The organism is Nonomuraea sp. NPDC059023 (assembly GCF_042740095.1).
Lineage (GTDB): Bacteria > Actinomycetota > Actinomycetes > Streptosporangiales > Streptosporangiaceae > Nonomuraea.
In genome coordinates this window covers 151746-172688 of the sequence record NZ_JBHYIO010000010.1, presented here as the reverse complement: position 1 = coordinate 172688, position 20943 = coordinate 151746, and the positions used below count along the sequence as shown (strand labels likewise).

General features: G+C 69.1%; 22 protein-coding genes. 16 read left to right on the top strand and 6 right to left on the bottom strand.

The window, feature by feature from the left end:
* Position 1: 1 nt before the first annotated feature.
* The gene (locus ACFWYW_RS19165) at positions 2–1246 is read right to left on the bottom strand and encodes a glycosyltransferase family 4 protein (RefSeq protein ID WP_379612146.1); all 1245 of its coding nucleotides are present in this window, start codon (positions 1244–1246) and stop codon (positions 2–4) included.
* A 248-nt stretch (positions 1247–1494) separates the two neighbouring features.
* Here ACFWYW_RS19165 and ACFWYW_RS19160 point away from each other — a divergent pair, with 248 nt between their 5' ends.
* Positions 1495–2520, top strand: a complete 1026-nt coding sequence (locus ACFWYW_RS19160; protein ID WP_379612145.1) for a GDP-mannose 4,6-dehydratase — start codon at positions 1495–1497, stop codon at positions 2518–2520.
* 543 nt (positions 2521–3063) lie between these two features.
* Here the strand turns inward: ACFWYW_RS19160 and ACFWYW_RS19155 are convergent.
* Positions 3064–3903, bottom strand: coding sequence for a DUF559 domain-containing protein (locus ACFWYW_RS19155; protein ID WP_379612144.1), 840 nt, complete (start codon positions 3901–3903; stop codon positions 3064–3066).
* A 623-nt stretch (positions 3904–4526) separates the two neighbouring features.
* On the opposite strand from ACFWYW_RS19155, the gene ACFWYW_RS19150 reads away from it, so the two are divergent.
* From ACFWYW_RS19150 to ACFWYW_RS19140, 3 genes are all read left to right on the top strand, one after another.
* A complete protein-coding gene (locus ACFWYW_RS19150; protein WP_379612143.1) occupies positions 4527–5147 on the top strand; it encodes a recombinase family protein in 621 nt (206 codons plus the stop codon).
* Positions 5148–5212: 65 nt separating this feature from the next.
* Positions 5213–5434, top strand: a complete 222-nt coding sequence (locus ACFWYW_RS19145; RefSeq protein ID WP_379612142.1) for a hypothetical protein — start codon at positions 5213–5215, stop codon at positions 5432–5434.
* On the top strand, positions 5434–5973 hold the full coding sequence (locus ACFWYW_RS19140) for a S1 RNA-binding domain-containing protein (RefSeq protein ID WP_379612141.1): 540 nt from the start codon (positions 5434–5436) through the stop codon (positions 5971–5973). Before ACFWYW_RS19145 ends, ACFWYW_RS19140 begins: the two co-directional genes overlap by 1 nt.
* Before the next feature lie 122 nt (positions 5974–6095).
* Here ACFWYW_RS19140 and ACFWYW_RS19135 read toward each other — a convergent pair whose 3' ends face one another.
* Positions 6096–6296 carry a hypothetical protein gene (locus tag ACFWYW_RS19135; RefSeq protein WP_379612140.1) on the bottom strand — a complete coding sequence of 67 codons (201 nt, stop codon included), beginning with the start codon at positions 6294–6296 and terminating at the stop codon, positions 6096–6098.
* Positions 6297–6512: 216 nt separating this feature from the next.
* Entirely contained in the window at positions 6513–7229 is a 717-nt protein-coding gene (locus tag ACFWYW_RS19130; protein WP_379612139.1) for a helix-turn-helix domain-containing protein, read from the bottom strand.
* Positions 7230–7446: 217 nt separating this feature from the next.
* Here ACFWYW_RS19130 and ACFWYW_RS19125 point away from each other — a divergent pair, with 217 nt between their 5' ends.
* The 4 genes from ACFWYW_RS19125 (at position 7447) to ACFWYW_RS19110 (ending at position 11312) form a co-directional block, all read left to right on the top strand.
* Positions 7447–7797, top strand: coding sequence for a hypothetical protein (locus ACFWYW_RS19125; protein ID WP_379612137.1), 351 nt, complete (start codon positions 7447–7449; stop codon positions 7795–7797).
* A gap of 28 nt (positions 7798–7825) precedes the next feature.
* Positions 7826–8650: an oxidoreductase gene (locus ACFWYW_RS19120; protein ID WP_379612136.1), complete on the top strand. Its 825-nt coding sequence runs from the start codon at positions 7826–7828 to the stop codon at positions 8648–8650.
* A 146-nt stretch (positions 8651–8796) separates the two neighbouring features.
* Complete coding sequence (locus tag ACFWYW_RS19115; RefSeq protein ID WP_379612135.1) at positions 8797–9690, top strand: ATP-binding cassette domain-containing protein; 894 nt, start codon at positions 8797–8799, stop codon at positions 9688–9690.
* Positions 9687–11312: an ABC transporter permease gene (locus ACFWYW_RS19110; RefSeq protein WP_379612133.1), complete on the top strand. Its 1626-nt coding sequence runs from the start codon at positions 9687–9689 to the stop codon at positions 11310–11312. Before ACFWYW_RS19115 ends, ACFWYW_RS19110 begins: the two co-directional genes overlap by 4 nt.
* Before the next feature lie 44 nt (positions 11313–11356).
* Here ACFWYW_RS19110 and ACFWYW_RS19105 read toward each other — a convergent pair whose 3' ends face one another.
* Positions 11357–12541: a cytochrome P450 gene (locus ACFWYW_RS19105; protein ID WP_379612131.1), complete on the bottom strand. Its 1185-nt coding sequence runs from the start codon at positions 12539–12541 to the stop codon at positions 11357–11359.
* A gap of 354 nt (positions 12542–12895) precedes the next feature.
* Here ACFWYW_RS19105 and ACFWYW_RS19100 point away from each other — a divergent pair, with 354 nt between their 5' ends.
* The 8 genes from ACFWYW_RS19100 to ACFWYW_RS19065 are packed head-to-tail and all read left to right on the top strand — an operon-like array spanning position 12896 to position 20516.
* Complete coding sequence (locus ACFWYW_RS19100) at positions 12896–13741, top strand: fumarylacetoacetate hydrolase family protein (RefSeq protein WP_379612130.1); 846 nt, start codon at positions 12896–12898, stop codon at positions 13739–13741.
* The gene (locus ACFWYW_RS19095) at positions 13738–15033 is read left to right on the top strand and encodes an L-fuconate dehydratase (RefSeq protein WP_379612129.1); all 1296 of its coding nucleotides are present in this window, start codon (positions 13738–13740) and stop codon (positions 15031–15033) included. The genes ACFWYW_RS19100 and ACFWYW_RS19095 overlap by 4 nt, the downstream gene beginning before the upstream one ends.
* On the top strand, positions 15030–15764 hold the full coding sequence (locus ACFWYW_RS19090) for an SDR family oxidoreductase (protein ID WP_312896761.1): 735 nt from the start codon (positions 15030–15032) through the stop codon (positions 15762–15764). The genes ACFWYW_RS19095 and ACFWYW_RS19090 overlap by 4 nt, the downstream gene beginning before the upstream one ends.
* Positions 15765–15801: 37 nt before the next feature.
* Positions 15802–16824: a sugar ABC transporter substrate-binding protein gene (locus tag ACFWYW_RS19085; protein ID WP_379612128.1), complete on the top strand. Its 1023-nt coding sequence runs from the start codon at positions 15802–15804 to the stop codon at positions 16822–16824.
* Complete coding sequence (locus tag ACFWYW_RS19080; RefSeq protein ID WP_379612127.1) at positions 16824–18299, top strand: sugar ABC transporter ATP-binding protein; 1476 nt, start codon at positions 16824–16826, stop codon at positions 18297–18299. The genes ACFWYW_RS19085 and ACFWYW_RS19080 overlap by 1 nt, the downstream gene beginning before the upstream one ends.
* A complete protein-coding gene (locus ACFWYW_RS19075) occupies positions 18296–19312 on the top strand; it encodes an ABC transporter permease (protein ID WP_379612126.1) in 1017 nt (338 codons plus the stop codon). Before ACFWYW_RS19080 ends, ACFWYW_RS19075 begins: the two co-directional genes overlap by 4 nt.
* Complete coding sequence (locus ACFWYW_RS19070) at positions 19312–19617, top strand: L-rhamnose mutarotase (RefSeq protein WP_379612125.1); 306 nt, start codon at positions 19312–19314, stop codon at positions 19615–19617. Before ACFWYW_RS19075 ends, ACFWYW_RS19070 begins: the two co-directional genes overlap by 1 nt.
* Complete coding sequence (locus ACFWYW_RS19065) at positions 19614–20516, top strand: aldo/keto reductase (protein ID WP_379612124.1); 903 nt, start codon at positions 19614–19616, stop codon at positions 20514–20516. The genes ACFWYW_RS19070 and ACFWYW_RS19065 overlap by 4 nt, the downstream gene beginning before the upstream one ends.
* Here the strand turns inward: ACFWYW_RS19065 and ACFWYW_RS19060 are convergent.
* The gene (locus tag ACFWYW_RS19060; protein ID WP_379612123.1) at positions 20502–20936 is read right to left on the bottom strand and encodes a GNAT family N-acetyltransferase; all 435 of its coding nucleotides are present in this window, start codon (positions 20934–20936) and stop codon (positions 20502–20504) included. The two genes, ACFWYW_RS19065 and ACFWYW_RS19060, sit on opposite strands and share 15 nt — an antisense overlap.
* Positions 20937–20943: the final 7 nt, after the last annotated feature.

The window sequence follows — 20943 nt, the reverse complement described above, 5'->3', positions numbered from 1 at the left end:
GTCAGCGTGCTCCTCTGTTCTGGATGGCCTCTCGGTAGGCCTCGACGGTCCGCTTGGCGACGACGTGCCAGGTGTAGCGCTCCATGACGCGGTCGTAACCGCGTTTGCCCACCGCCTCACGCTCTTCGGGGGAGTCGTGCAGGCGGCGCAGCACCGCGGCCAACTCCTCCGGGTCACCGGGCGCCACCTGGATGGCCGCGTCGCCCACGACCTCGGGCAACGCTCCGGTACGGCTGGCCACCAGCGGCGTTGCGCAGGCCATGTGCTCCACGGCGGGCAGCGAGAAGCCCTCGTAGAGCGAGGGGACGACCGAGATCTCCGAGGTGGCGATCAGCTCGCCCAGCTCGTCGTCGGAGATGCCGTGCACGAACGTGACGCGGTCCTGGAGGCTGAGCTCCTGCACGAGTTGCTCGGTGGGGCCGCCGGGCGTGGGCTTGCTGACGACGGTCAGGGTGACGTCGCGTTCGGTCGCCAGCTTGGCCACGGCTCTGAGCAGGGTGGACACACCCTTCATGGGCGAGTCGGCGCTGGCTACGGCGACGATCGAGCCCTTTTTCCGGGGTTTTTCGGGCCTCGGGTGGAAATATCGGGTGTCGACGCCGAGGGGGATCAGGCGCATGTTGGCCTGCGGGACGTTGAAGTCGCGGTGGATGTCGGCCAGGCTTGACTCGCTCACCGTCAGGATCGGGCTCAGCCGCGGTGCGACCTTGGCCTGCATCTTCACGAACCCGTACCAGCGGCGCATGCTCAGCTTCTTGCCGCCCTTGGCCGCCTCCAGCTCGATGCGGCGATCCACGCTGATCGGGTGGTGGATGGTGCCGACGACCGGGAAAAGCTTCTGGATGCCGAGCAGGCCGTACCCGAGCGTCTGGTTGTCCTGGACGACGTCGAAGTCGCCGACGCGCTTCTTCAGCTCGCGGTAGGCGCGCAACGTGAAGGTCAGCGGCTCGGGGAAGCCCGCGGTCCACATGGTCCCGACTTCGAGCCAGTCGATCCAGTCGCGGTATTCGTGCAGTTTGGGGGTCCGGAACGGGTCTTCGTCGCGGTAGAGGTCGAGGCTCGGGACCTTGTTGAGGATCACACCCTCATCGAGCTCGGGGTACGGCTGGCCGGAGAAGACCTCGACATGGTGTCCGAGGGCGACGAGTTCGCGGCTCAGGTGCCGAAGGTAGACACCTTGACCGCCACAGGTCGGCTTGCTGCGGTAGGACAACAGCGCGATCCGCAGCGTGTCATTCACGGACACCCCTTTCTCCGCCGGTAGACACCTGAGACGGGCGTGTACCGTGAAAGATGACCTTAGTTGGAAAAGGCTACCATTCGGTAGGTCATCTGGAATTGTTCCTACCCCGGCTCGCAGCCCTCGCGAACTGCGACGTTGGCGTGACCGAACGTAGTTCGGTGGAACCTGTTCTAGCTGGCTTGGTGCTGTTCGAGACGCGTAGCTGTACATTCCCGTCCCAACGGACGTGGTTGCGATAGTTGGAGGACCCGTTGGCCAGGCGCGCTCTGATCACCGGCATCACCGGCCAAGACGGTTCCTATCTGGCGGAGCACCTGCTCGCCCAGGGGTACGAGGTCTGGGGTCTGGCCCGAGGGCAGGCCAACCCGCGGGTGTCGCGCATGCGTAAGCTCCTCGCGGACGTTCAGGTGGTGCGGGGCGATCTGCTCGACCAGGGGTCGCTGATCTCGGCGGTGGAACGCGTTCAGCCCGACGAGGTCTACAACCTGGGCGCCATCTCCTTCGTGCCCATGTCCTGGGAGCAGGCCGAGCTGACCGCCGAGGTCACCGGTATGGGCGTGCTGCGCATGCTGGAGGCCATCCGCGTGTGTTCCGGTGTTTCCCGAGGTTCAAGCACCCGCTCCGGGCAGATGCGCTTTTATCAGGCTTCGTCCTCCGAAATGTTCGGCCAGGTCACCGAGACGCCCCAGAACGAGCGCACCGGCTTCCACCCCCGCTCGCCGTACGGCGTGGCCAAGGCCTACGGGCACTTCCTCACCCAGAACTACCGCGAGTCCTACGGCATGTACGCCGTCTCCGGCATCCTGTTCAACCACGAATCCCCGCGCCGGGGCGCCGAGTTCGTCACCAGGAAGGTCACCCTGGGGGTGGCCCGCATCAAACTCGGCCTGGCCTCCGAGCTGCGGCTGGGCAACCTGGAGGCGCGCCGCGACTGGGGCTTCGCCGGCGACTACGTCCGCGCCATGCACCTCATGCTCCAGGCCGCCGCCCCCGAGGACTACGTGATCGGCACCGGCCGGATGAAGTCGGTACGCGAACTGGTCGAGGCCGCCTTCACCGCCGCCGGCCTGGACTGGGAGCAGTACGTCGTCCGCGACCAGACCCTCCACCGCCCCGCCGAGGTGGATCTGCTGTGCGCCGACCCCAAGAAGGCCCGGGTACAGCTCGGCTGGGAACCCACCGTCTCCTTCGACGACCTGGTCGCCATGATGGTCGAATCCGACATCCGCCTCCTGTCCAACGGCGGCGACCCCGACCAGGACTCCTCCTGGCCGTAGAACGGTCTTTCACTTTGGCGCGCATGTCGCGTGTGGGGTTCCAGGCGTTGCTCCAGTCGAGTTGAAGCTCAGCCCCTGAAGGTCCTTCCTCCGATCGGCCGCCCTCTTGAGGCCCACCCGTTGCCCAGCTAAGTGGTTGGGCAGGTGGAGCCCGCGCCCTGGTTCAGCGGTGCCCCGCTTCGCTTCGCGCGTGCTTCCAGTCGGACCGGCGCCCGACCACGCGCCGGTCCTCGCTGCGCTCGGGGTTTGATCGGGCGCCTCCGGCGCAGGGGCTGGCGCGCCCGTATGGGTGCTTGAGCAGGTGGGAAAGCAGGGCGGCAGGAAGTGGGGGAGCGGGGCTGGATAGTGGGGTGCCAGAGAGGCTAGGGGCCACCTTGGCGCCCGGGAAAAGCGGTGCCACGGCGTGCTGGGGCCGTGACGTCAGGGTGTGCGGCGGAGATGGCGGCTGGGGGCGTTGCGGTCTGAGGCGGAAGCGGAGGCTGGGCGGCAAGCCAGGGCGGGGTGCCGGGGAGGGTGGTGCCGTGGCGTGTTGGGGCCGTGGTGTCAGGGTTTTCGGCGGAGGTGGGGGCGGGGGCCGTTGGGGTGGCGGCGGGCTTTGCGGATGTGGGACAGGATGCGGGTGGTCTCGTCTGGGTGAGGGCGCCAGCCGCGTTCGATGAGGGAGTTGGCCACCTGCTCCAGGAGGTCGCCCATGCGGGCGGGGACCACGTCGCGGCGGACGGGGATGATGTGCCAGCCCATGGATTCCAGGCTTGTTCGGCGGGTTGTGTCTCTGGCGCGGTCCTCGGGGGATGAGTGGTGGTCGCGGCCGTCGTACTCGACTGCCAGGTGGTAGGCGGGCCAGCCGAGGTCCAGGTAGGCGTGGCGGGTGTCGGGGAGGATCACGTGTATCTGGGTGGTGGGGCGGGGGAGGCCGGCTTCCAGGAAGGTCACTCGGAGGCTGCTTTCCCTGGGGGAGGCGGCGCCGCTGTCGGCCATGCTCAGGGTTTGCAGGAGGTGAGTGAAGGCGGTCGCCTGGGTGCGGAGGTCGGCGATCCTCACGCCTCGCCTCAGGAACTGGTCGACGATGGCGATGCCGTCGATTCTGGGGAGGGTTCGGGCGCAGTCCAGGGCGGTGCGTTCGAGGGTGGTCAGGCGGATTCCCTTGTGTGTGGTGGTGTCGGCCGGCGGGAGCGACAGCTCGTACGCCTGGCAGCCGGGGATGTCCATGTGGATCGGGATGGCCAGCTCTACCGGCCAGCCCTCCTCGCGTGTGCCGTCGGGCATGGCGTGCAGGCCCCAGACGTGCGCGGCCGTACGGCGGATGGCCACGGCGCTCGGGACCAGCTGCGTGAGCAGGCGGGTGCGGTCGAGGAGGGAGCCCGTGGTGAGGGTGTCGGTCACGGGTTCAGGGTGGCTTGTGGGGGCCGGGTTGGGTGGGGGCGAACGGGGTTCTGTGGATGGGGAGCGGGTTTCCACAGCCCCACGAGCCCACAACCAGATCCGGCCGTTCCGGCACGGCTCGCCTCATGCAGTCAGACCCGGCCACCGTGCCCGACCACTCCGCCGCTGAGGGAACCGCTGCACGGCCCGGAGGGCGGCACGGCAATCCGGGAGGCTTCGCCGCTCGGACGCCGCTCGGACGCTACGGCGGCTTCGCCGCTCGGGCGTTGCGCGCGGATCGGGTGGGCACGAGTGCTCGTCGGCGACTCGGGTTGCCGGGTGGAGTGCGTGCCGGGCCGCGGCTGAGAGCATCTCGGCCGGCAGCCTCGGATCGTCCAGCGCGACGCCGAACTACATGTAGGGCCGCGCACGAACGACCGCATCGAACTCAAGTACGGCCGCGCCGTACCCATGATCCACCACAGGCCTTAACTACCGGCTGGTCCGCGCGACCGCGTTCCACACCCTGGAAGAGGAACAGTTCGAGAGCCCGTCGCGCGAGCACTCGAAATCGGACGCCGACAGACATCCCCCATGGCGTTCCGAAACTGCCGTACGGAGACGAACTTCGGTACGGTGGGCGGATGGCAAACCCCGGACGCCCCCAGGATGGGCTGGAACTGGGCTATGCCCGCGTATCCACCACAAAGCAGTCATTGGACCGGCAGCTCGACGCGCTCGCTTCCGTCGGCATCCCTGAAGCCCAGATCTACGTCGACACGAAGACCGGCACCACCGTCGACCGCGACGGCCTGAACCGGCTGCTGGCCTACGCCCGGCCCGGCGACGTGATCGTCGTGCACACTCTCGACCGGATCGGTCGCAACCTTCGCGAAGTACTCAATCTTGTCCATGATCTGTCTGAACGCGGCATCGGAGTACGGTCGCTGGCGGACCCGCTGCCGATCAACACCGCCGACGAGGGCATGGCGAGGATCGCCTTCCTTCTGCTGGCCCTGTTCGCCGAGATGGAGCGCACCTTCACCGCTGAACGCGCCGCCCACGCCCGCAGCGTCGCCGAAGCTCATGACCGGCGCATCGGCCGCCCCGTCGCTCACCCCGAGGACAAGATCGAGTACGCGCGTCTCCTCAAAGCCCAGGGCGACTCACTCGGCGTTATCGCCGCCAAGACCGGCATCCCCAAGACCTCGCTACACCGCTACCTCACCACCGATGAACCGACCAAAACGGGCCCATCCGCATGACCGGGCCCGACGATGCCCCCGCCCTGCGAGCCGAGTGGCCGCTCCAAGACCCTGAGCTCTGGCCGTTGCTCGCGTTCGAGGGCGGCACCGACGAACGCGGTCTGCCTTCCAATGGGACCTGGGAGGATCGGCGGCAGATTCTCGATCTCCGGAAGCTGTCCGACGTCACCGACGAGCAAGTCGAGCAAGTCATCGCCGAACGCCGCCGCTATTACACCGAGGCGCTCGAACTGCTGGACGATGCCGCCCCGCCCATCCCTGCCGACGACCCGAACGGGCGCCCCTGATGGCCGAGCAACCGCATCGCGACCCCGAACCGGACCTCCTGCGGACTCTGCGCCGCGGCCAGATCGTCACGGGAACCGTCATCGAGATCGCCGGCTTCGGCGTCACGTTCGTCGACATCGGCGGCTTCACCGCGATGATCAATATCCCCGAGCTGTCATGGCGGCCGATCGACCATCCGAGCGACGTCGTCGCTGTGGGCCAGGAGATCACCACCGAGATTCTCGACATCGATCTCCGGCGCCGCCGGGTCTCGCTGTCCCTCAAAGCCCTTGAGAACGATCCGCTTCGCGACCTGCGGCGAAGCGTCGGCCGTATCGTCACCGGCCCCGTCACCAAGGTCGTGCCTTTCGGTGTGTTCGTACGCGTGGAGGACACCGACCGCGGGTTCGAGGGCTTGCTTCCAAGCGCTGAGCTCGGCGTCGAACCGCCGGCGGTGGGCGAAACGGTGACCGTGCAGATCAAGCAGGTCGATGTGATGCGGCGGCGCATCGAGCTCTCGCGTCCCTCCGGCTCCGCCGACGAACAGACGGGTACGTGACGGATAGCCGGCTTCAACGGTGTTCTTGACCACGATCTGTTGATCGAAAAGCTCTCACCCGCAAATGGCCCACCTCAGCCTCATCGACTTCGCCACCACCGAAGCCGTCGCCATCACCTACATCACCAGCGGTCACCGCCTCGTCGACCAGCTCTGCCTCGCCGCTGCGGAGCGGTGTGGCCAGGTCGGCGCCGCATCTGCTCGCCGAGCACCTCGGTCAGCCCGGCGTCGGTGCGCTCACAGGAGTCGTCGCTGACGGCGAAGGCGTCGCGGCGGGGGATCGCACGCTGGTCGAGCAGGCCGCTGACGAAGCCGGCGAGCACGAAACCGCGGCAGGCGTGCGCGAGGGTGACCGGGCGGGCTGGTCTTCGGGCTGGGTGGCGCGGCGGTGGTGTCGGTGGTGAGCGCCGTCAGGTGGGCGGTCAGGGGTTCGGTGGTGAGCGCCGTCAGGTGGGCGGTCAAGGGCTCGGCGGGGGTGGGCGGGTCGGTCAGCGGTCGGCGGTGAGGTGGCGGAGGGGGTGCACGAAAAAAGGGTGCGGTCAGCGCGTGGCTGCCCCGGTGCCGGAGGAGAAGGCTTGCCGGTAGTGTTCGGCCGCCTGGGCCATGTCCGAGCTGAGGAGCTGGAAGAACCGGCTCGCGGTCCGGAGCCGGATGCTGGCCGGGCTATGAGCGCCGAGGACGTCGGCGCCCTCCTCGATGGTGTCGGCCCACAACGCCAGCGACCGGGTGCCCACCAGCCACGCCCGGTACCAGACGTCGTCGTCGATGAAGTACCGCTCACGCCGGTTGTCACGTTCGCGCTTGAGGAGCCCCAGTTGCTCGAGCGCGCCGACGGCCTTGGAGATCGACGCGGGGCTGACCCGCAGCCGCTCGATCAGCTCGGCGACGGTCATGTTGCCGCTGTCGCTGGTGAGCAGGCAGACCAGCACCTTGGCGGCCATCGGCGGCCACCCTCCTGACATCAGCCCGGTGAGTTTCTGCTCGTATTCGCGCACCGTCTGCGGGTCACGACTGCCGGCGTCCACGATGGCCGGCGTGCTCAGCGGCGGGGTCGGCCGGCGGCGGGCGCGCCATCCGGTCGCTTGCTGCGCCCGGGCCGCGTGGTAGCCGTGCGGGCCACCGTTGCGAGCGATCTCGCGGCCGATGGTCGACCTCGGCCGCGACAGGCGACGGGCGATCTCCGCATAGGCGAGCCCTTCAGCCAGTCCTTCGGCGATCTTGCGGCGGTCCTCGTACGTCAGGTGACCTCCCGGCACATGCTCCTCCCAGGTTGTCGCACGTGCCCAAGTATGTCGCCAGGAGCGGCCTGAATGCGACACCCGCTGGGCAGTTGTTGCATTTGCCGACAAGGTCGTTGCGCCAATCAATACGCTCTGACCTGCAGAGATAGGGCGTTTGACTTGCAGGTTTCTCGAACACGTCCGTAGCTTTCCTCATGCGTGAACGATGGCCGTTCGCGCGGAGAGAACCGACATGACCCAGCCGAATCCCGCGCCCGCGCTGCCGACGGAGCGCGTCACGGAGCACCCCTTCGGACTCACGCGACTTCGCGAAGGCCGTCCGCTGAGCATCACCCCGTTCACGATCCGCACCGCTCTGGAGGACGTCGAGCTGATCAAGGCAAGCGAAACGGTGACCGTCTCGATCTCGGCGGCCAACCTCGACCCGCTCCACCGGGACGGCGGGCACGTCGCCTTCGGCCACGGCATCCACCAGTGCCTCGGCCGGCAGCCGGCCCGTGCGGAACTACAGATCCCCGCCCTGGTCAGCCGGCGCCTGGCCGTCTACGGCGTCCACGAACTTCCGGTCGCCCGGGACGCGTAGCTTTCCGAATGTCTAGGAGGCCTCTGACATGGCTGCCCAAGTATGCCTCGTAACCGGCGCCTCATCCGGCATCGGCCACGCCACCGCGCTCGAGTTCCTGCGCGCGGGACACATCGTGTACGGCGCGGCGCGGCGCTCGCACCTGATGGGGGCGATCCGTGAAGCGGGAGGTCACGCGCTTCAGATGGACGTGACCAAGGAAGAAGACCGCCAGCGGGCCGTCCGCACCATCCTGGACGAACACCGGCGGATCGACGTCCTGGTGAACAACGCGGGAGCCGTCGTGCACGGCGCGGCCGAGGACACACCACTGGAGATGGCGCGAGACGCGTTCGAGGTCAATGTGTTCGCGCCGGCCCGGCTGGTCCAGCTCGTCCTGCCGCACATGCGCCGGCGGCGATCGGGCACGATCGTCAACGTGTCCTCGATCGGGGGCGAGCTCGCCCTGCCGCTCGGCGCCTGGTACTACGCCTCCAAGCACGCCCTTGAGGCCTTCTCCGACACGCTCCGCATGGAGACCCGGCAGTTCGGCATCGAGGTCGTCGTCATCCAGCCGGGCATCATCAAGACCGATTTCGAGTCCGGGACCGCGCGGCAGCTGCGGGAGATCTCCGGAGACGGGCCCTACCGGCAGATGGCCGAGGCCATGGCGGGCGCTGCCGAGGCGCAGGTGGGCCACCAGAGCGACCAGGCCTCAGACCCCGGCGTCGTCGCGACCGCGATCCTGCGGGCCGTCGAGTCGGATCGGCCGGAGACCCGCTACGTCGTGGGCTGGCAGGCCGAAGCCCTCCTGAGCCTCAAAAGGTCCCTTTCCGACCGCGAGTTCGACGCGCGGGTCACCGGCTCCGCATGAGCACGGAGTGGCACCGAAACGCACGATAACCGGCATTCCCCGACGCCTACTGGAGACCCTGCCGCGCGTCGGCACCTTCACCCGGCGAGGAGATCCAGGGTCGCCTCCTCACCGGCCCAACGAGACCCGCAATTCGGAGAAACCCCATGACCCCTGCGATCGCCATTTCCGGGCTCGTCAAGGCCTACGGGCCGGTACGCGCCCTCGACGGGCTCAACCTCACCGTGAGCGCCGGACAGGTGCACGGCTTCCTCGGCCCGAACGGCGCGGGCAAGAGCACCACCATCCGCATCCTGCTGGGCCTGATACGGGCCACCTCCGGCAACGTCAGGCTGCTGGGCGCCGACCCCTGGGCCGACGCCGTCGCGCTGCACCGCCGCCTGGCGTACGTGCCGGGCGATGTGGAGCTGTGGCCCAACCTCACCGGAGGCGAGGCCATCGACGTGCTCGGCCGCCTGCGTGGCGGGCTCGACGACCAGCGCAGGAACGAGCTGATCGAGCGGTTCGAGCTCGATCCGAAGAAGAAGGCACGGACCTACTCCAAGGGCAACCGCCAGAAGGTCGCCCTCGTCGCCGCCCTCTCCGCCGACGTGGAGCTGCTGATCCTCGACGAGCCCACGAGCGGGCTTGACCCGCTGATGGAGGCGGTGTTCCAGCAGGTCGTCGCCGAAGCCAAGGCCGCGGGCCGCACCATCCTGCTGTCCAGCCACATCCTCGCCCAGGTCGAAACCCTCGCCGACCGGATCACCATCATCCGGGAAGGGAAGGTCGTGGAGTCGGGGACGCTGGCGCAGATGCGGCACCTGACCCGGACGGCGATCGTCGCCGAGACCACCGCCCCGGTCAGCGGCCTCGACGAGCTGCCCGGTGTCCACAACGCGAAGATCGAGGGCGGCAGCGTGCGGTTCAGCGTGGACACCGAACACCTCGACGCCGCCGTAAGGCTCCTCGCCGGTTTCGGCATCCACTCGCTGGTCAGCCACCCGCCGACGCTCGAAGAGCTCATGCTCCGGCACTACGGGACCAAGGAGGCCGCATGACCGCCTCGGTGTCCACGGCGCGCGGCCGTACCGGATCGAGAGGGGTGAGCGACCACCTGACCGGCACCGGCGCCATGGTACGGCTGGCGCTGCGCCGCGACCGGATCAAACTCACCCTGTGGCTGGTCGCCATCACGGTTCTCGTCCCACGCTTCCATTCCGCCGCCGTGAACGCGGTCGTCCCGACGCCAGAGGCCTTGGCCCAAGCCGCGCAGATGATCCGCGTCTCCTTCATGAGAGTGCTCGGCGGGCCCCTCTTCGGCGAGGTCACCACGCAGAGCTACTTCCTCGCCGCCTACTGGGTCGAGTTCCTGCTGGCCGCCGCGATCATGAACATGATGCTCGTCACCCGGCACACCCGGGCGGAAGAGCAGTCGGGCCGGGCCGAACTCATCCGGGCGGCCGTCGTCGGCAGACACGCCCAGCTCACCGCGGCGCTGATCGTCGCCTTGATCAGCAATGCCGCGCTGGCGGTCCTCACCGCTGCCGCGGCGAGCACCATCGGGTTCCCCGTCGGCAGCGCCCTGCTGTTCGGCGCGTCCCTCGCCGCGGCCGGGCTGGTGTTCGCCGGGGTCACCGCGGTCACCGTCCAGGTGACCGAACACCCCAGAGGCGCCAACGGGCTCGCGGGCATCGTGCTCTTCGCCGCGTGGCTCCTGCGCGGCGCGGGAGCGATGCAGGGCCAGGAGGGCGGTCCGCTGTTCTGGCTGTCCCCGATCGGCTGGTCACAGCAGACCCGGACGCTGGCCGACGAGCGCTGGTGGCCGCTCGGCCTTTCGGTTGTCCTCGCCGGGCTCCTGGTCGTGGGCGCCTTCTCACTGTCGAGCCGCAGGGATCTCGGCGCCTCCATGGTGGTCTCCCGCCCGGGCCGGGCCTCGGCGCCTTCGTGGCTGCGCACGCCGTTCACGCTCGCCCTGCGACTCCAGCAGGCGACCATCGCCGGGTGGGGAGCCGCGTTCCTCGCCATCGGCCTCGTCCTGGGCGCCATGACCGGGGGAATGGAGCAGACCAATCTCCCCATCTTCTCCGCCGGCGCGGACTTCGGGCGAGCCTGGCTCAGCCTCATGGTGTTCACCGGGTCCCTCTACACCGGCGTCTTCGCGGTCCTGTCGGTCATCCGGCTCCGGGCGGAGGAGGTACGCGGCCGGATCGGTCCCGTACTGGCCGGGCCGACCGGCAGAGCGACGTGGTACTTGTCGTCCCTGCTGGTCACCGCGCTCGCCGTGGTGGTACTGCCGGCGGTCTACGGCGCCGCGCTCGGCATCGGCGCCGCCCTGTCCACCGGCGATCCCGGCCTCGTGGGAGAGGTCTTCCGGGCGAGCACGATCCGCGCCCCGGAGGTGCTGACGCTGCTCGCCATCCCCGCCGCCCTGCTCGGGCTCGCCCCACGGGCCATGAGCGCGGCCTGGGCCGTGCTCGTGTACAGCGGATTCGTGCAGATCCTGGGGTCCTACATGAGCCTGCCGGAGTGGGTGGTGAACACGTCGGTGCTGTCTCACCTGCCCTGGCACCCGCTGGGGGCGTTCGCCCCGGTGGCCACGGTGCTCCTGGTCGCACTCGCCGCCGCGCTGACGGCCCTCGGCCTGTACGGCTTGCGCCGCCGCGATCTCGCCTGCGGCTAAGCCGCAGGCCGCCCGTGCCCGTCACAAAGTCGGGGCGAGGTGAGCTAATCGAGCCGCACGGGGAGTTCCTTGATGCCGTTGATGAAGTTCGAGCGCAACCGCCGCACCTCCCCCGTCTGCCGCAGCCGCGGAAACCGTACCGCCAGCTGCTCGAACAGCACCCGCAACTCCAGCTTCGCCAGATGGTTCCCAAGGCAGAAGTGCGCCCCGCCGCCCCCGAACCCGATGTGCGGGTTGGGGTCACGCCCGATGTCGAACGAATAGGGCTGCGCGAACGCCGAAGAGTCCCGGTTGGCCGACGAATAGAACACGACGACCTTGTCGTCCTCGCGGATCTGCTGCCCGGACAGCAGCACATCCGCCGTGGCGGTGCGGCGGAAGAGGTTCACGGGCGAGACCCAGCGCACGATCTCGTCGGCCGCGGTGCGGGACAGGGCGGGGTCGGCCACCATGCGGGACCACTGCTCGGGGTGGTCGAAAAGGGCGAGCATGCCGCCGGACGCCGCGTTGCGGGTGGTCTCGTTTCCTGCCACCACCAGCAGCAGCACGAACAGGTCGAACTCGTTCTCGTCGAGCGTCTCGCCGTTCTCGTCGGGCTGGATGAGCTTGGTGACGATGTCGTTGCGCGGCGCGCCGCGGCGCTGGGCGGCGAGCTGGTTGGCGTAGGCGTAGACCTCCATGGCCGCTGCGCCGCCCTCGTCGGGAGAGGCGGCGTAGTCGGGGTCCTGGGCGCCGATCATCTTGTTGGACCAGGTGAACACCTTGTCCCGGTCGGCCACCGGCGCGCCGAGCAGCTCGCAGATCACGTACAGGGGCAGGGGCGCGGCGATCTCGGTGACGAAGTCGACCTCGCCGGAGCACTTGTCGAGGAGGTCGTCGCAGATGTCGCGGATGTGGGGTTCGAGGGCGTTCATGGTACGCGGCGTGAACCCCCGGTTGACCAGCGAGCGGCGCCGCGTGTGCTCGGGCGGGTCCTGGTTGAGCATCATCAGGCGCTGCATGGCCCGCTGCTCTTCCGGCATCTCGTTGAACAGCGCCAGCCGCCGCGAGGAGGAGAACAACTCGGAGTGCCGCGAGACGTGCACGACGTCGTCGTACCTGGTGACCGCCCAGAAGCCGGGTTCGCCGGGGTGCCAGTGAACGGGATCATGTTCACGCAGCCACCGGAGCTGCTCGTGTGGCGGTCCGGAATCGGCGTACCGGTCCTGGTCAACGAGGTCAACGAGCACCCGTTCCACCCCTTTGATCTAGCGCTTGGTCAATCACCGCACTGAAACGTGTTCTATTACGCGACGCCCGCCACGTCAACCCACCCTCATGAGGTACGGCCCGCCGAAACGCCCGGCAAGGTAGGAGGTCTGCCCTCGCCCAGAGAACGGGCCACCTCCGATGTTTCCGGGTGCATCAGGGGAAGCTGCGACACAAGTGACGCACGGTGCACGGCAGTGCAACCGGTTGCACATGAACGCGAGAAATCCCGAGGTCACGGATCGGATGTATCCCCCGTCCCCGACTTGACAGCTCCCCACCCGGGTACGAGCATCAGAGGTCGAGACATCCGATGTATAGCTGAGGGATGCGGTGTGAAGCTGCTGCGAGTTGGACCTGTCGGCCAGGAGCGCCCGGTGGTGATGGACGCCGCCGGTGACCTGCGCGACATAGGAGAGCCCGAGATCGACGGGGCTTTCTTCGCTTCCGGGGGAGTGGCGCGCGTCCGCGACGCGCTGGACGGCGGCCGGTTGCCGCTGTTCGAGGGGAAGGGCCTGCGGATCGGGGCGCCCGTCGCCCGGCCAGGGAAGGTCGTCTGCATCGGGCTGAACTACCGTGACCACGCCGCCGAGTCCGGCGCGCAGGAGCCGGAGGAGCCGGTCGTCTTCATGAAGGCGCCCAACACCGTGGTCGGCCCCGACGACGAGGTTCTGGTGCCGCGCGGCTCCGTCAAGACCGACTGGGAGGTCGAGCTCGCGGTCGTCATCGGCAGGACGGCGCGCTACCTGGACAGTCGCGAGGCCGCGCTCGACGTGATCGCCGGCTACGCGATCTCCAATGACGTCTCCGAGCGGGAGTTCCAGCTGGAGCGCGGCGGTCAGTGGGACAAGGGCAAGTCGTGTGAGACGTTCAACCCGCTCGGCCCCTGGCTGGTCACCGCCGACGAGGTGGGCGACCCGCAGAACCTGGCCATGCGCCTGTGGATCAACGGCGAGCCGCGCCAGGACGGCAACACCAAGAACATGATCTTCGATGTGGCGGAGGTCGTGCGGTACCTGAGCCAGTTCATGGTGCTGGAGGCGGGTGACGTGGTCAACACGGGTACTCCGGCCGGGGTGGCGCTGGGGCTGCCCGGCCAGCCGTACCTGCGGGCCGGTGACGTCATGGAGCTGGAGATCGCCGGTCTCGGCCGCCAGCGCCAGAGGGTGGGCCAGGCATGACGGCGGCGCCGTACCGGATCGTGGAGATGGAGACCCACGACATCCGCTTCCCGACCTCGCGGGAGCTGGACGGGTCTGACGCGATGAATCCGGATCCTGACTACTCCGCCGCGTATGTGGTGCTCAAGACCGATGACGGGTTCGAGGGGCACGGGTTCGCGTTCACGATCGGGCGGGGCAACGACGTGCAGACGGCGGCCATCGGCGCGCTGAAGCCGTACGTGATCGGCAGGGACGCCGAGGACCTCGGGGCGTTGTACAAGGAGCTGGTCAACGATTCGCAGCTGCGGTGGCTGGGGCCCGAGAAGGGCGTCATGCACATGGCGATCTCCGCCGTCGTCAACGCGCTGTGGGACCTCAAGGCCAAGAGGCACGGCAAGCCGCTCTGGCGACTGTTGTCCGAGATGTCCCCCGAGGAGATCGTGGACCTGGTCGACTTCCGCTATCTGAGCGACGCCCTCACCCCGGACGAAGCTCTCCAGATCCTGAAGAAGGCGGAGCCGGCCCGTTCGGCCCACGCCGCCAAGCTGCAGGCCGATGGCTACCCGGCCTACACCACCTCGCCCGGCTGGCTCGGCTACGACGACGACAAGCTCCGCCGCCTCTGCAAGGAGGCGCTCGACCAGGGCTTCAAGCAGATCAAGCTCAAGGTCGGCGCCGACCTCGAAGATGACATCCGCCGGTTCAGCACCGCTCGCGAGGTGTGCGGCCCCGACTTCCCCATCGCCATCGACGCCAACCAGCGCTGGGACGTCGCCTCTGCTATCGCGTGGGTGAACGCGCTGCGCGAGTTCACGCCCCACTGGGTCGAGGAGCCCACCAGCCCCGACGACGTGCTCGGTCACGCGGCGATCGCCCAGGGCATCCGCCCGATCCCGGTCGCCACCGGCGAGCACGTGCAGAACCGCATCGTCTTCAAGCAGCTCCTTCAGGCCGGCGCCATCTCCTACCTGCAGCTCGACTCGGCCAGGGTCGGCGGGGTGAACGAGAACATCGCGATCCTGCTGCTCGCGGCCAAGTTCGGGGTGCCGGTCTGCCCGCACGCGGGCGGCGTGGGGCTGTGCGAGCTGGTGCAGCACCTGGCGATGTTCGACTACGTCGCGGTGAGCGGCTCGCTGGACGGCCGGGTCATCGAGTACGTGGACCACCTTCACGAGCACTTCGCCGACCCCGTCGTGATCGAGAACGGCAACTACGTGGCGCCGTCCATGCCGGGGTTCAGCGCGGAGATGCACCCCGAGTCGATCGCCGCCCACGTCTATCCGGGCGGCGAAGTATGGAGGGACCAGTGAGCCTCAAGGCCATCGTCACCGGCGGCGGCTCCGGCATCGGCCTGGCCGCGGCGACCGCGCTGGCCGCGAAGGGGATGACCGTCGCCTGCCTGGACGTCAATCCGCCCGGCGAGCCCTTTATCGGGATAAAGGCGGATGTGACGGATGATGCCCAGGTACGCGCGGCCATCGCCGAAGCAGCCGACCGGCTCGGCGGCATCGACGTCCTGATCAACAATGCCGGAATCGGGGCCCAGGGCACCATCGAGGACAATCCTGACGAGGAGTGGCGGAAGGTCTTCGACGTCAACGTCTTCGGCATGGTCAGGGTGGCCAGGGCGGCGCTGCCGTACCTCAGGAGGAGTGAGCACGCCGCGATCGTCAACACGTGCTCGATCGCGGCCACCGCGGGCCTGCCGAACCGCGCGCTCTACAGCGCCACCAAGGGCGCGGTCATGTCGCTGACGCTGGCGATGGCCGCCGACCACGTCCGCGAGGGCATCCGCGTCAACTGCGTCAACCCGGGCACCGCGGACACCCCCTGGGTGGCCAGGCTGCTCGACGCCGCCGACGACCCCGAGGCCGAGCGCCGGGCGCTCAACGCCAGGCAGCCGATGGGCCGCCTGGTCAGCGCCGAGGAGGTCGCCGCGGCCATCGCCTACCTGGCCGGTCCCGAGGCCGCCGCGACCACGGGCACGGTGCTCGCGGTAGACGGCGGCATGCACGGATTGAGGTTGCGCCCGGCCACCTAGCCAAGGAACACCCCCCAACGAACAGGATCTCTGGCACATGAAGATCGGATCCGTGGTCGCCTCGGCGGCTCTTCTCACGATGGTTACGGCCTGCGGCTCGACCGGCGCCCCGGCCGCGGGCGGAGCCGGCGGCAAGGTCGGCATCGACCACCCCCGGGCCGACTCCGACTTCTGGAACTCCTACATGAAGTACGTCGACCAGATGGCCACCGAGCTCAAGGTCGACAAGCTGAACCCGACCAACTCCCAGAACGACGTCTCCAAGCTGGTCAGCAACGTCCAGGCGCTGACCGGCCAGGGCGCCAAGGCGATCGTGATGGCCCCGCAGGACACCGGCGCCATCGCCACCACGCTCCAGCAACTGGAGAACAAGAAGATCCCGGTCGTCTCCGTGGACACCCGCCCCGACAAGGGCAAGGTCTTCATGGTGGTACGCGCCGACAACCGCGCGTACGGGACCAAGGCCTGCGAGTTCCTGGGCGAGAAGCTGGGCGGCAAGGGCAAGGTCGTCCAGCTCCAGGGCGCCCTCGGCTCGATCAACGGCCGCGACCGCTCCGAGGCGTTCGCGGAGTGCATGAAGAGCAAGTTCCCCGGCATCACGGTCTTCAGCGAGCCGACGGAGTGGGAGGGCAGCAAGGCCGCGTCCATGCTGCAGACCCGCCTGGAGCAGAACCCCGATATCAAGGGCATCTACATGCACGCGGGCGGTGTTCACCTGGCCCCGACGCTGCAGGTGCTGAAGACCAAGGGCCTGCTCGTCCCGCCGGCCGACCCCAAGCACGTCTTCGTCGTCTCCAACGACGGCATCCCGCAGGAGTTCGAGGCGATCCGCGAGGGCGACATCGACGCGACGGTCTCGCAGCCGGCCGACCTCTACGCCAAGTACGCGCTGTTCTACGCCAAGGCGGCGACCGAGGGCAAGACGTTCAAGCCGGGCCCGACCGACCACGACAGCACGATCATCGAGCTGCCGAACGGCCTGGAGGACCAGCTTCCCGCCCCGCTCATCACCAAGGAGAACGTGGATGACCAGAAGCTTTGGGGTAACCAGGTCAAGTAATGAGATTTCATGTTGAAGCCCGAAATATCACGAAGCGTTTCGGACCCACCACCGCGCTGAACGACGCGGGCATCGAGATCGCCCCTGGCCAGACCCACGCGCTCGTCGGCAGGAACGGCGCGGGCAAGTCCACGCTCGTGTCGATCCTGACCGGGCTCCAGCGCCCCGACCAGGGCGAGGTGCTGTTCGCCGGTGAGGCCGCCCCCGCGCTCGCCGACCGGGACGCCTGGCGGCGGCGGGTGGCCTGCGTCTACCAGAAGTCCACGATCATCCCCGCCCTGACGGTCGCGGAGAACCTCTTCCTCAATCGCCAGGGCCGCTTCGTCAAGTGGCGCGAGCTGCGCTCCAAGGCCCGCGACCTGCTGGCCACCTACGAGGTGGACGTCGACGCGGAGGCGCTGGCCGGCGACCTCGGCGTCGAGCAGCGCCAGCTCGTGGAGATCGCCCGCGCGCTGTCGTTCGGCGCCACGTTCATCATCCTCGACGAGCCCACCGCCCGCCTGGACGGCCCGGCCATCGAGCGGCTGTTCACCCGCATGCGGACGCTGCGCGAGCAGGGCGTGACGATGATGTACATCTCCCACCACCTCGACGAGGTCTACGAGATCTGCCAGAGCGTCACCGTCTTCCGCGACGCCCGGCACGTCATGACCAGGCCGGTCGCCGACCTCCCGCACGACGAACTCGTCTCGGCGATGACCGGCGAGGCCGCGGCCGCCGCCCAACGGACCGGGCGGCGCGGGGCCCGTGACCTGGTGGTCCTGGAGGCGACGGGCCTGTCCCTGCGCGGGCGCTACGAAGGCGTCGGCCTGAGCGTGCGCGCGGGCGAGGTGGTCGGCCTGGCCGGCTCGGCGAGCAGCGGCAAGATCGGCCTGGCCGAGACGCTGGCCGGGCTGCGTAAACCCGACACCGGCCGGATCACGGTCAACGGCCGGCGGCCCAAGCCCGGCGACGTGCCCGCGTTCCTGGCCGCCGGGCTCGGATTCGTGCCGGAGGACCGGCATCACGAAGGGTTCGTCCCCCTGCTGTCGGTGGGCGAGAACAGCACCATGCCGGTCATGCGCAGGCTGGGCAGCTTCGGCCTGGTCTCGCCGGGGCGGCGCCGTACCCGGGCGAAACAGATGATCAGAGAGCTCGACATCAAGACCGGCGGGCCCGACCAGCCCGTCGCCGAGCTGTCGGGCGGGAACGCGCAGAAGGTCGTCTTCGCCCGCGCGCTCGTGGACGACCCCACCGCGCTGGTCGTCATGAACCCCACCGCGGGGGTCGACGTGAAGTCCAAGCAGGCGCTGCTGGGCGCGGTCGAGGACGCGGTCGAGCAGGGCGCCGGGGCGGTGCTGGTCTCCGACGAGCTCGACGACCTGCGGATCTGCGACCGGGTGCTGGTGATGTTCCACGGCAGGATCGTCAAGGACGTGCCGCGCGGCTGGACCGACCACGAGCTCGTGGCCGTCATGGAGGGCATCGAACAGTGAGCGTCAAACCCTTCTACAAGCCGGACGTGGAGCCGGGCGCCCACGGGCCGGCCCTGCGGTTGACCCGCTTCCGCGACCTGACCCTCGTCCCGGTGATCGTGCTCCTGCTCGTCGTGGGCGCGTTCACCGACCCGGTCTTCCTGACCGGCGGCAACATCAGCAACATCTTGCAGCAGCAGGCCTCGATCTCGCTGCTGGTGCTGGCCGAGGCGATGATCCTGATCGCCGGGAAGTTCGACCTGTCGCTGGAGTCGACGGTCGGCACCGCGCCGGCGATCGCGGTGATGCTGGTCATCCCCGCGGCGGCGGGCGGATTCGGGCTCGGGCTGCCGGGCGCGCTGGTGATCCCGCTGGCGTTGCTCGTGGGCGCGGCCATCGGGGCCTTCAACGGGTTTCTGATCATCAGGTTCCAGCTGTCGGCGTTCATCGTCACGCTGGCCATGCTGATCATCGTGCACGGCCTGCTGCTCGGCCCGACCGAGGGCAAGACGCTCTTCCAGCTACCCGACTCCATCCTCTACCTGGGCAGCGTCACCTGGCTGGGGCTTCCGGCGGCGATCTGGATCGCCGGGGTGCTGTTCGCGGCGGGCATCTTCGTCCTGGGCTACACCCGCGCCGGCCGCTCGCTCTACGCGATCGGCGGCAACGCCGACGCCGCCCGTGCCGCGGGCATCCGGGTGCACCGGGTGCTGTTCGGCGTCTTCGTCATCGGCGGCATGCTGGCGGCGCTGGCGGGCATCCTGGAGACGGGCCGCCTGGGCGCCATCGGCAGCAACATGGGCGTCGGCTGGATCTTCATGGTCTTCGCCGCCGCCGTCATCGGCGGCGTCAGCATGGACGGCGGCAAGGGCACGATCCTCGGCGCGCTCACCGGCGTGCTGGTGATCGGCCTGGTGCAGAACATCCTCACGCTCAAGGGCGTCTCCGGCTTCTGGCAGCCGGTCGTCTACGGCGCGATCATCCTCATCGCTCTCATGATCAGCCGCATCGCCGGCGGAAAGGCTCAAGACTGATGGAACGGCTCGCGCTGCGCTCCCGGCTCAAACCCGGCGCCGAGCAGCTTTACGACCGCGAGCACGCGGCCATCCCGGCCGAGCTGGAGGCGGCGATGCGTGAGCACGGCGTGCGGTCCTGGCGTATCTGGCGCGAAGGACTGGACCTGTTCCACCTGGTCGAGGTCGAGGACTACGCCGCGTTCCAGGCGGCGATGAAGGACCATCCGGCCGACCGGGCGTGGCAGGCGAAGATGAACAGGCTGCTCGACGGCGACTTCGACAAGGACTCCGGCGGCCTGCGCCTGGTCTGGGAGATGACATGAAATTTCCTGACTTCGGGCTTGGTGGCGCGCCGCTCGGCAACCTGTTCACCGCCGTCACGGACGAGCAGGCCCGCGCCACGGTCGACGCCGCGTGGGAGGCGGGCGTGCGGCTGTTCGACACCGCGCCCCACTACGGGCTGGGCCTGTCCGAGCGCCGCCTCGGCGCCGCCCTGGCCGGACGCGACGGCTACGTGCTGTCCACCAAGGTCGGCCGCCGCCTGGTGCCCGCCGGCCCGGCCAGGGACGACGAGGGCTTCGACGTCGTCGCCGCCGAGCGCCGCGTGTGGGACTTCTCGCGCGACGGTGTGCGCCGTTCCCTCGACGAGTCTCTGGTACGGCTCGGCCTCGACCACGTGGACGTCGCCCTGATCCACGACCCCGACGCCCACGAAGGCCAGGCGCTGGCCGAGGCGTACCCGGCGCTGGAGGAGCTGCGCGCCGAGGGCGTGGTCAAGGCCATCGGCCTCGGCATGAACCAGTGGCAGGCGCCCGCCAGGTTCGTCCGCGACACCGACGTCGACGTGGTCATGCTGGCCGGCCGCTACACCCTGCTCGACCGCTCCGGCCTGCCGCTGCTGGACGCCTGCGCGGCCAAGGGCGTCAAGGTGCTGGCCGCGGGCGTCTTCAACAGCGGCATGCTGGCCACCGATGAGCCCGGCGGCACCTTCGACTACCAGCCGGCCGCCGCGCCGCTCCTGGAACGGGCCCGGCGGCTGGCCGCGGTCTGCCGGCGGCACGGCGTCACGCTGCCCCAGGCCGCGATGGCCTTCCCCGCGCGGCATCCGGCCGTCGCGACCGTCGTGCTCGGCGCCCGCTCGGCCGATGAGGTACGCCGCAACGCCGCTTTGTGGGCCGAACCGGTGCCGGAGGAGTTGTGGGCGGAGCTAGAGCTCGTATGAGGTGATCCACAGGCCCGGGATCACCTCGGCGTCGCCGGTGTTCGTGAACCCGAGGCGCTCGTACAGGGTGCGCGCCGGCGTGTTGTCCCGGCCGGTGGAGACGATCACCTTGCGGCCGCCGGCTCGGGCCAGCACCTCCTTGACCAGAGTGCGGCCGATGCCCTGCCGCAGCGCGCCCGGGTCCACGACCAGCCGGTTGATGTCGACCAAGTCGGCGCTCTCCTCCCAGGCGACCGCGCCGGTCAGCGTTCCCTCGTCGTCGAAGGCGCCCAGCCAGGAGAGCGGCGCCCTTCTCAGAGCCGTCAGGTCCTCGTGGAGCGGGGGGATGCGGTCGTCGCCGATGATCTCGGCCTCGATGGCGTAGGCGGCGTGCTGGAGGTCGAGAAGCCGCTGGTCGGGCGTGATGCTGGTGAGGTGCACGTGCCGA

Coding starts and splice junctions, on each gene's coding strand:
- ACFWYW_RS19150 (WP_379612143.1), top strand. CDS start 4,527: ATGGCAAACCCCGGACGCCCCCAGGATGGGCTGGAACTGGGCTATGCC.
- ACFWYW_RS19140 (WP_379612141.1), top strand. CDS start 5,434: ATGGCCGAGCAACCGCATCGCGACCCCGAACCGGACCTCCTGCGGACT.
- ACFWYW_RS19125 (WP_379612137.1), top strand. CDS start 7,447: ATGACCCAGCCGAATCCCGCGCCCGCGCTGCCGACGGAGCGCGTCACG.
- ACFWYW_RS19120 (WP_379612136.1), top strand. CDS start 7,826: ATGGCTGCCCAAGTATGCCTCGTAACCGGCGCCTCATCCGGCATCGGC.
- ACFWYW_RS19115 (WP_379612135.1), top strand. CDS start 8,797: ATGACCCCTGCGATCGCCATTTCCGGGCTCGTCAAGGCCTACGGGCCG.
- ACFWYW_RS19110 (WP_379612133.1), top strand. CDS start 9,687: ATGACCGCCTCGGTGTCCACGGCGCGCGGCCGTACCGGATCGAGAGGG.
- ACFWYW_RS19095 (WP_379612129.1), top strand. CDS start 13,738: ATGACGGCGGCGCCGTACCGGATCGTGGAGATGGAGACCCACGACATC.
- ACFWYW_RS19085 (WP_379612128.1), top strand. CDS start 15,802: ATGAAGATCGGATCCGTGGTCGCCTCGGCGGCTCTTCTCACGATGGTT.
- ACFWYW_RS19080 (WP_379612127.1), top strand. CDS start 16,824: ATGAGATTTCATGTTGAAGCCCGAAATATCACGAAGCGTTTCGGACCC.
- ACFWYW_RS19070 (WP_379612125.1), top strand. CDS start 19,312: ATGGAACGGCTCGCGCTGCGCTCCCGGCTCAAACCCGGCGCCGAGCAG.
- ACFWYW_RS19065 (WP_379612124.1), top strand. CDS start 19,614: ATGAAATTTCCTGACTTCGGGCTTGGTGGCGCGCCGCTCGGCAACCTG.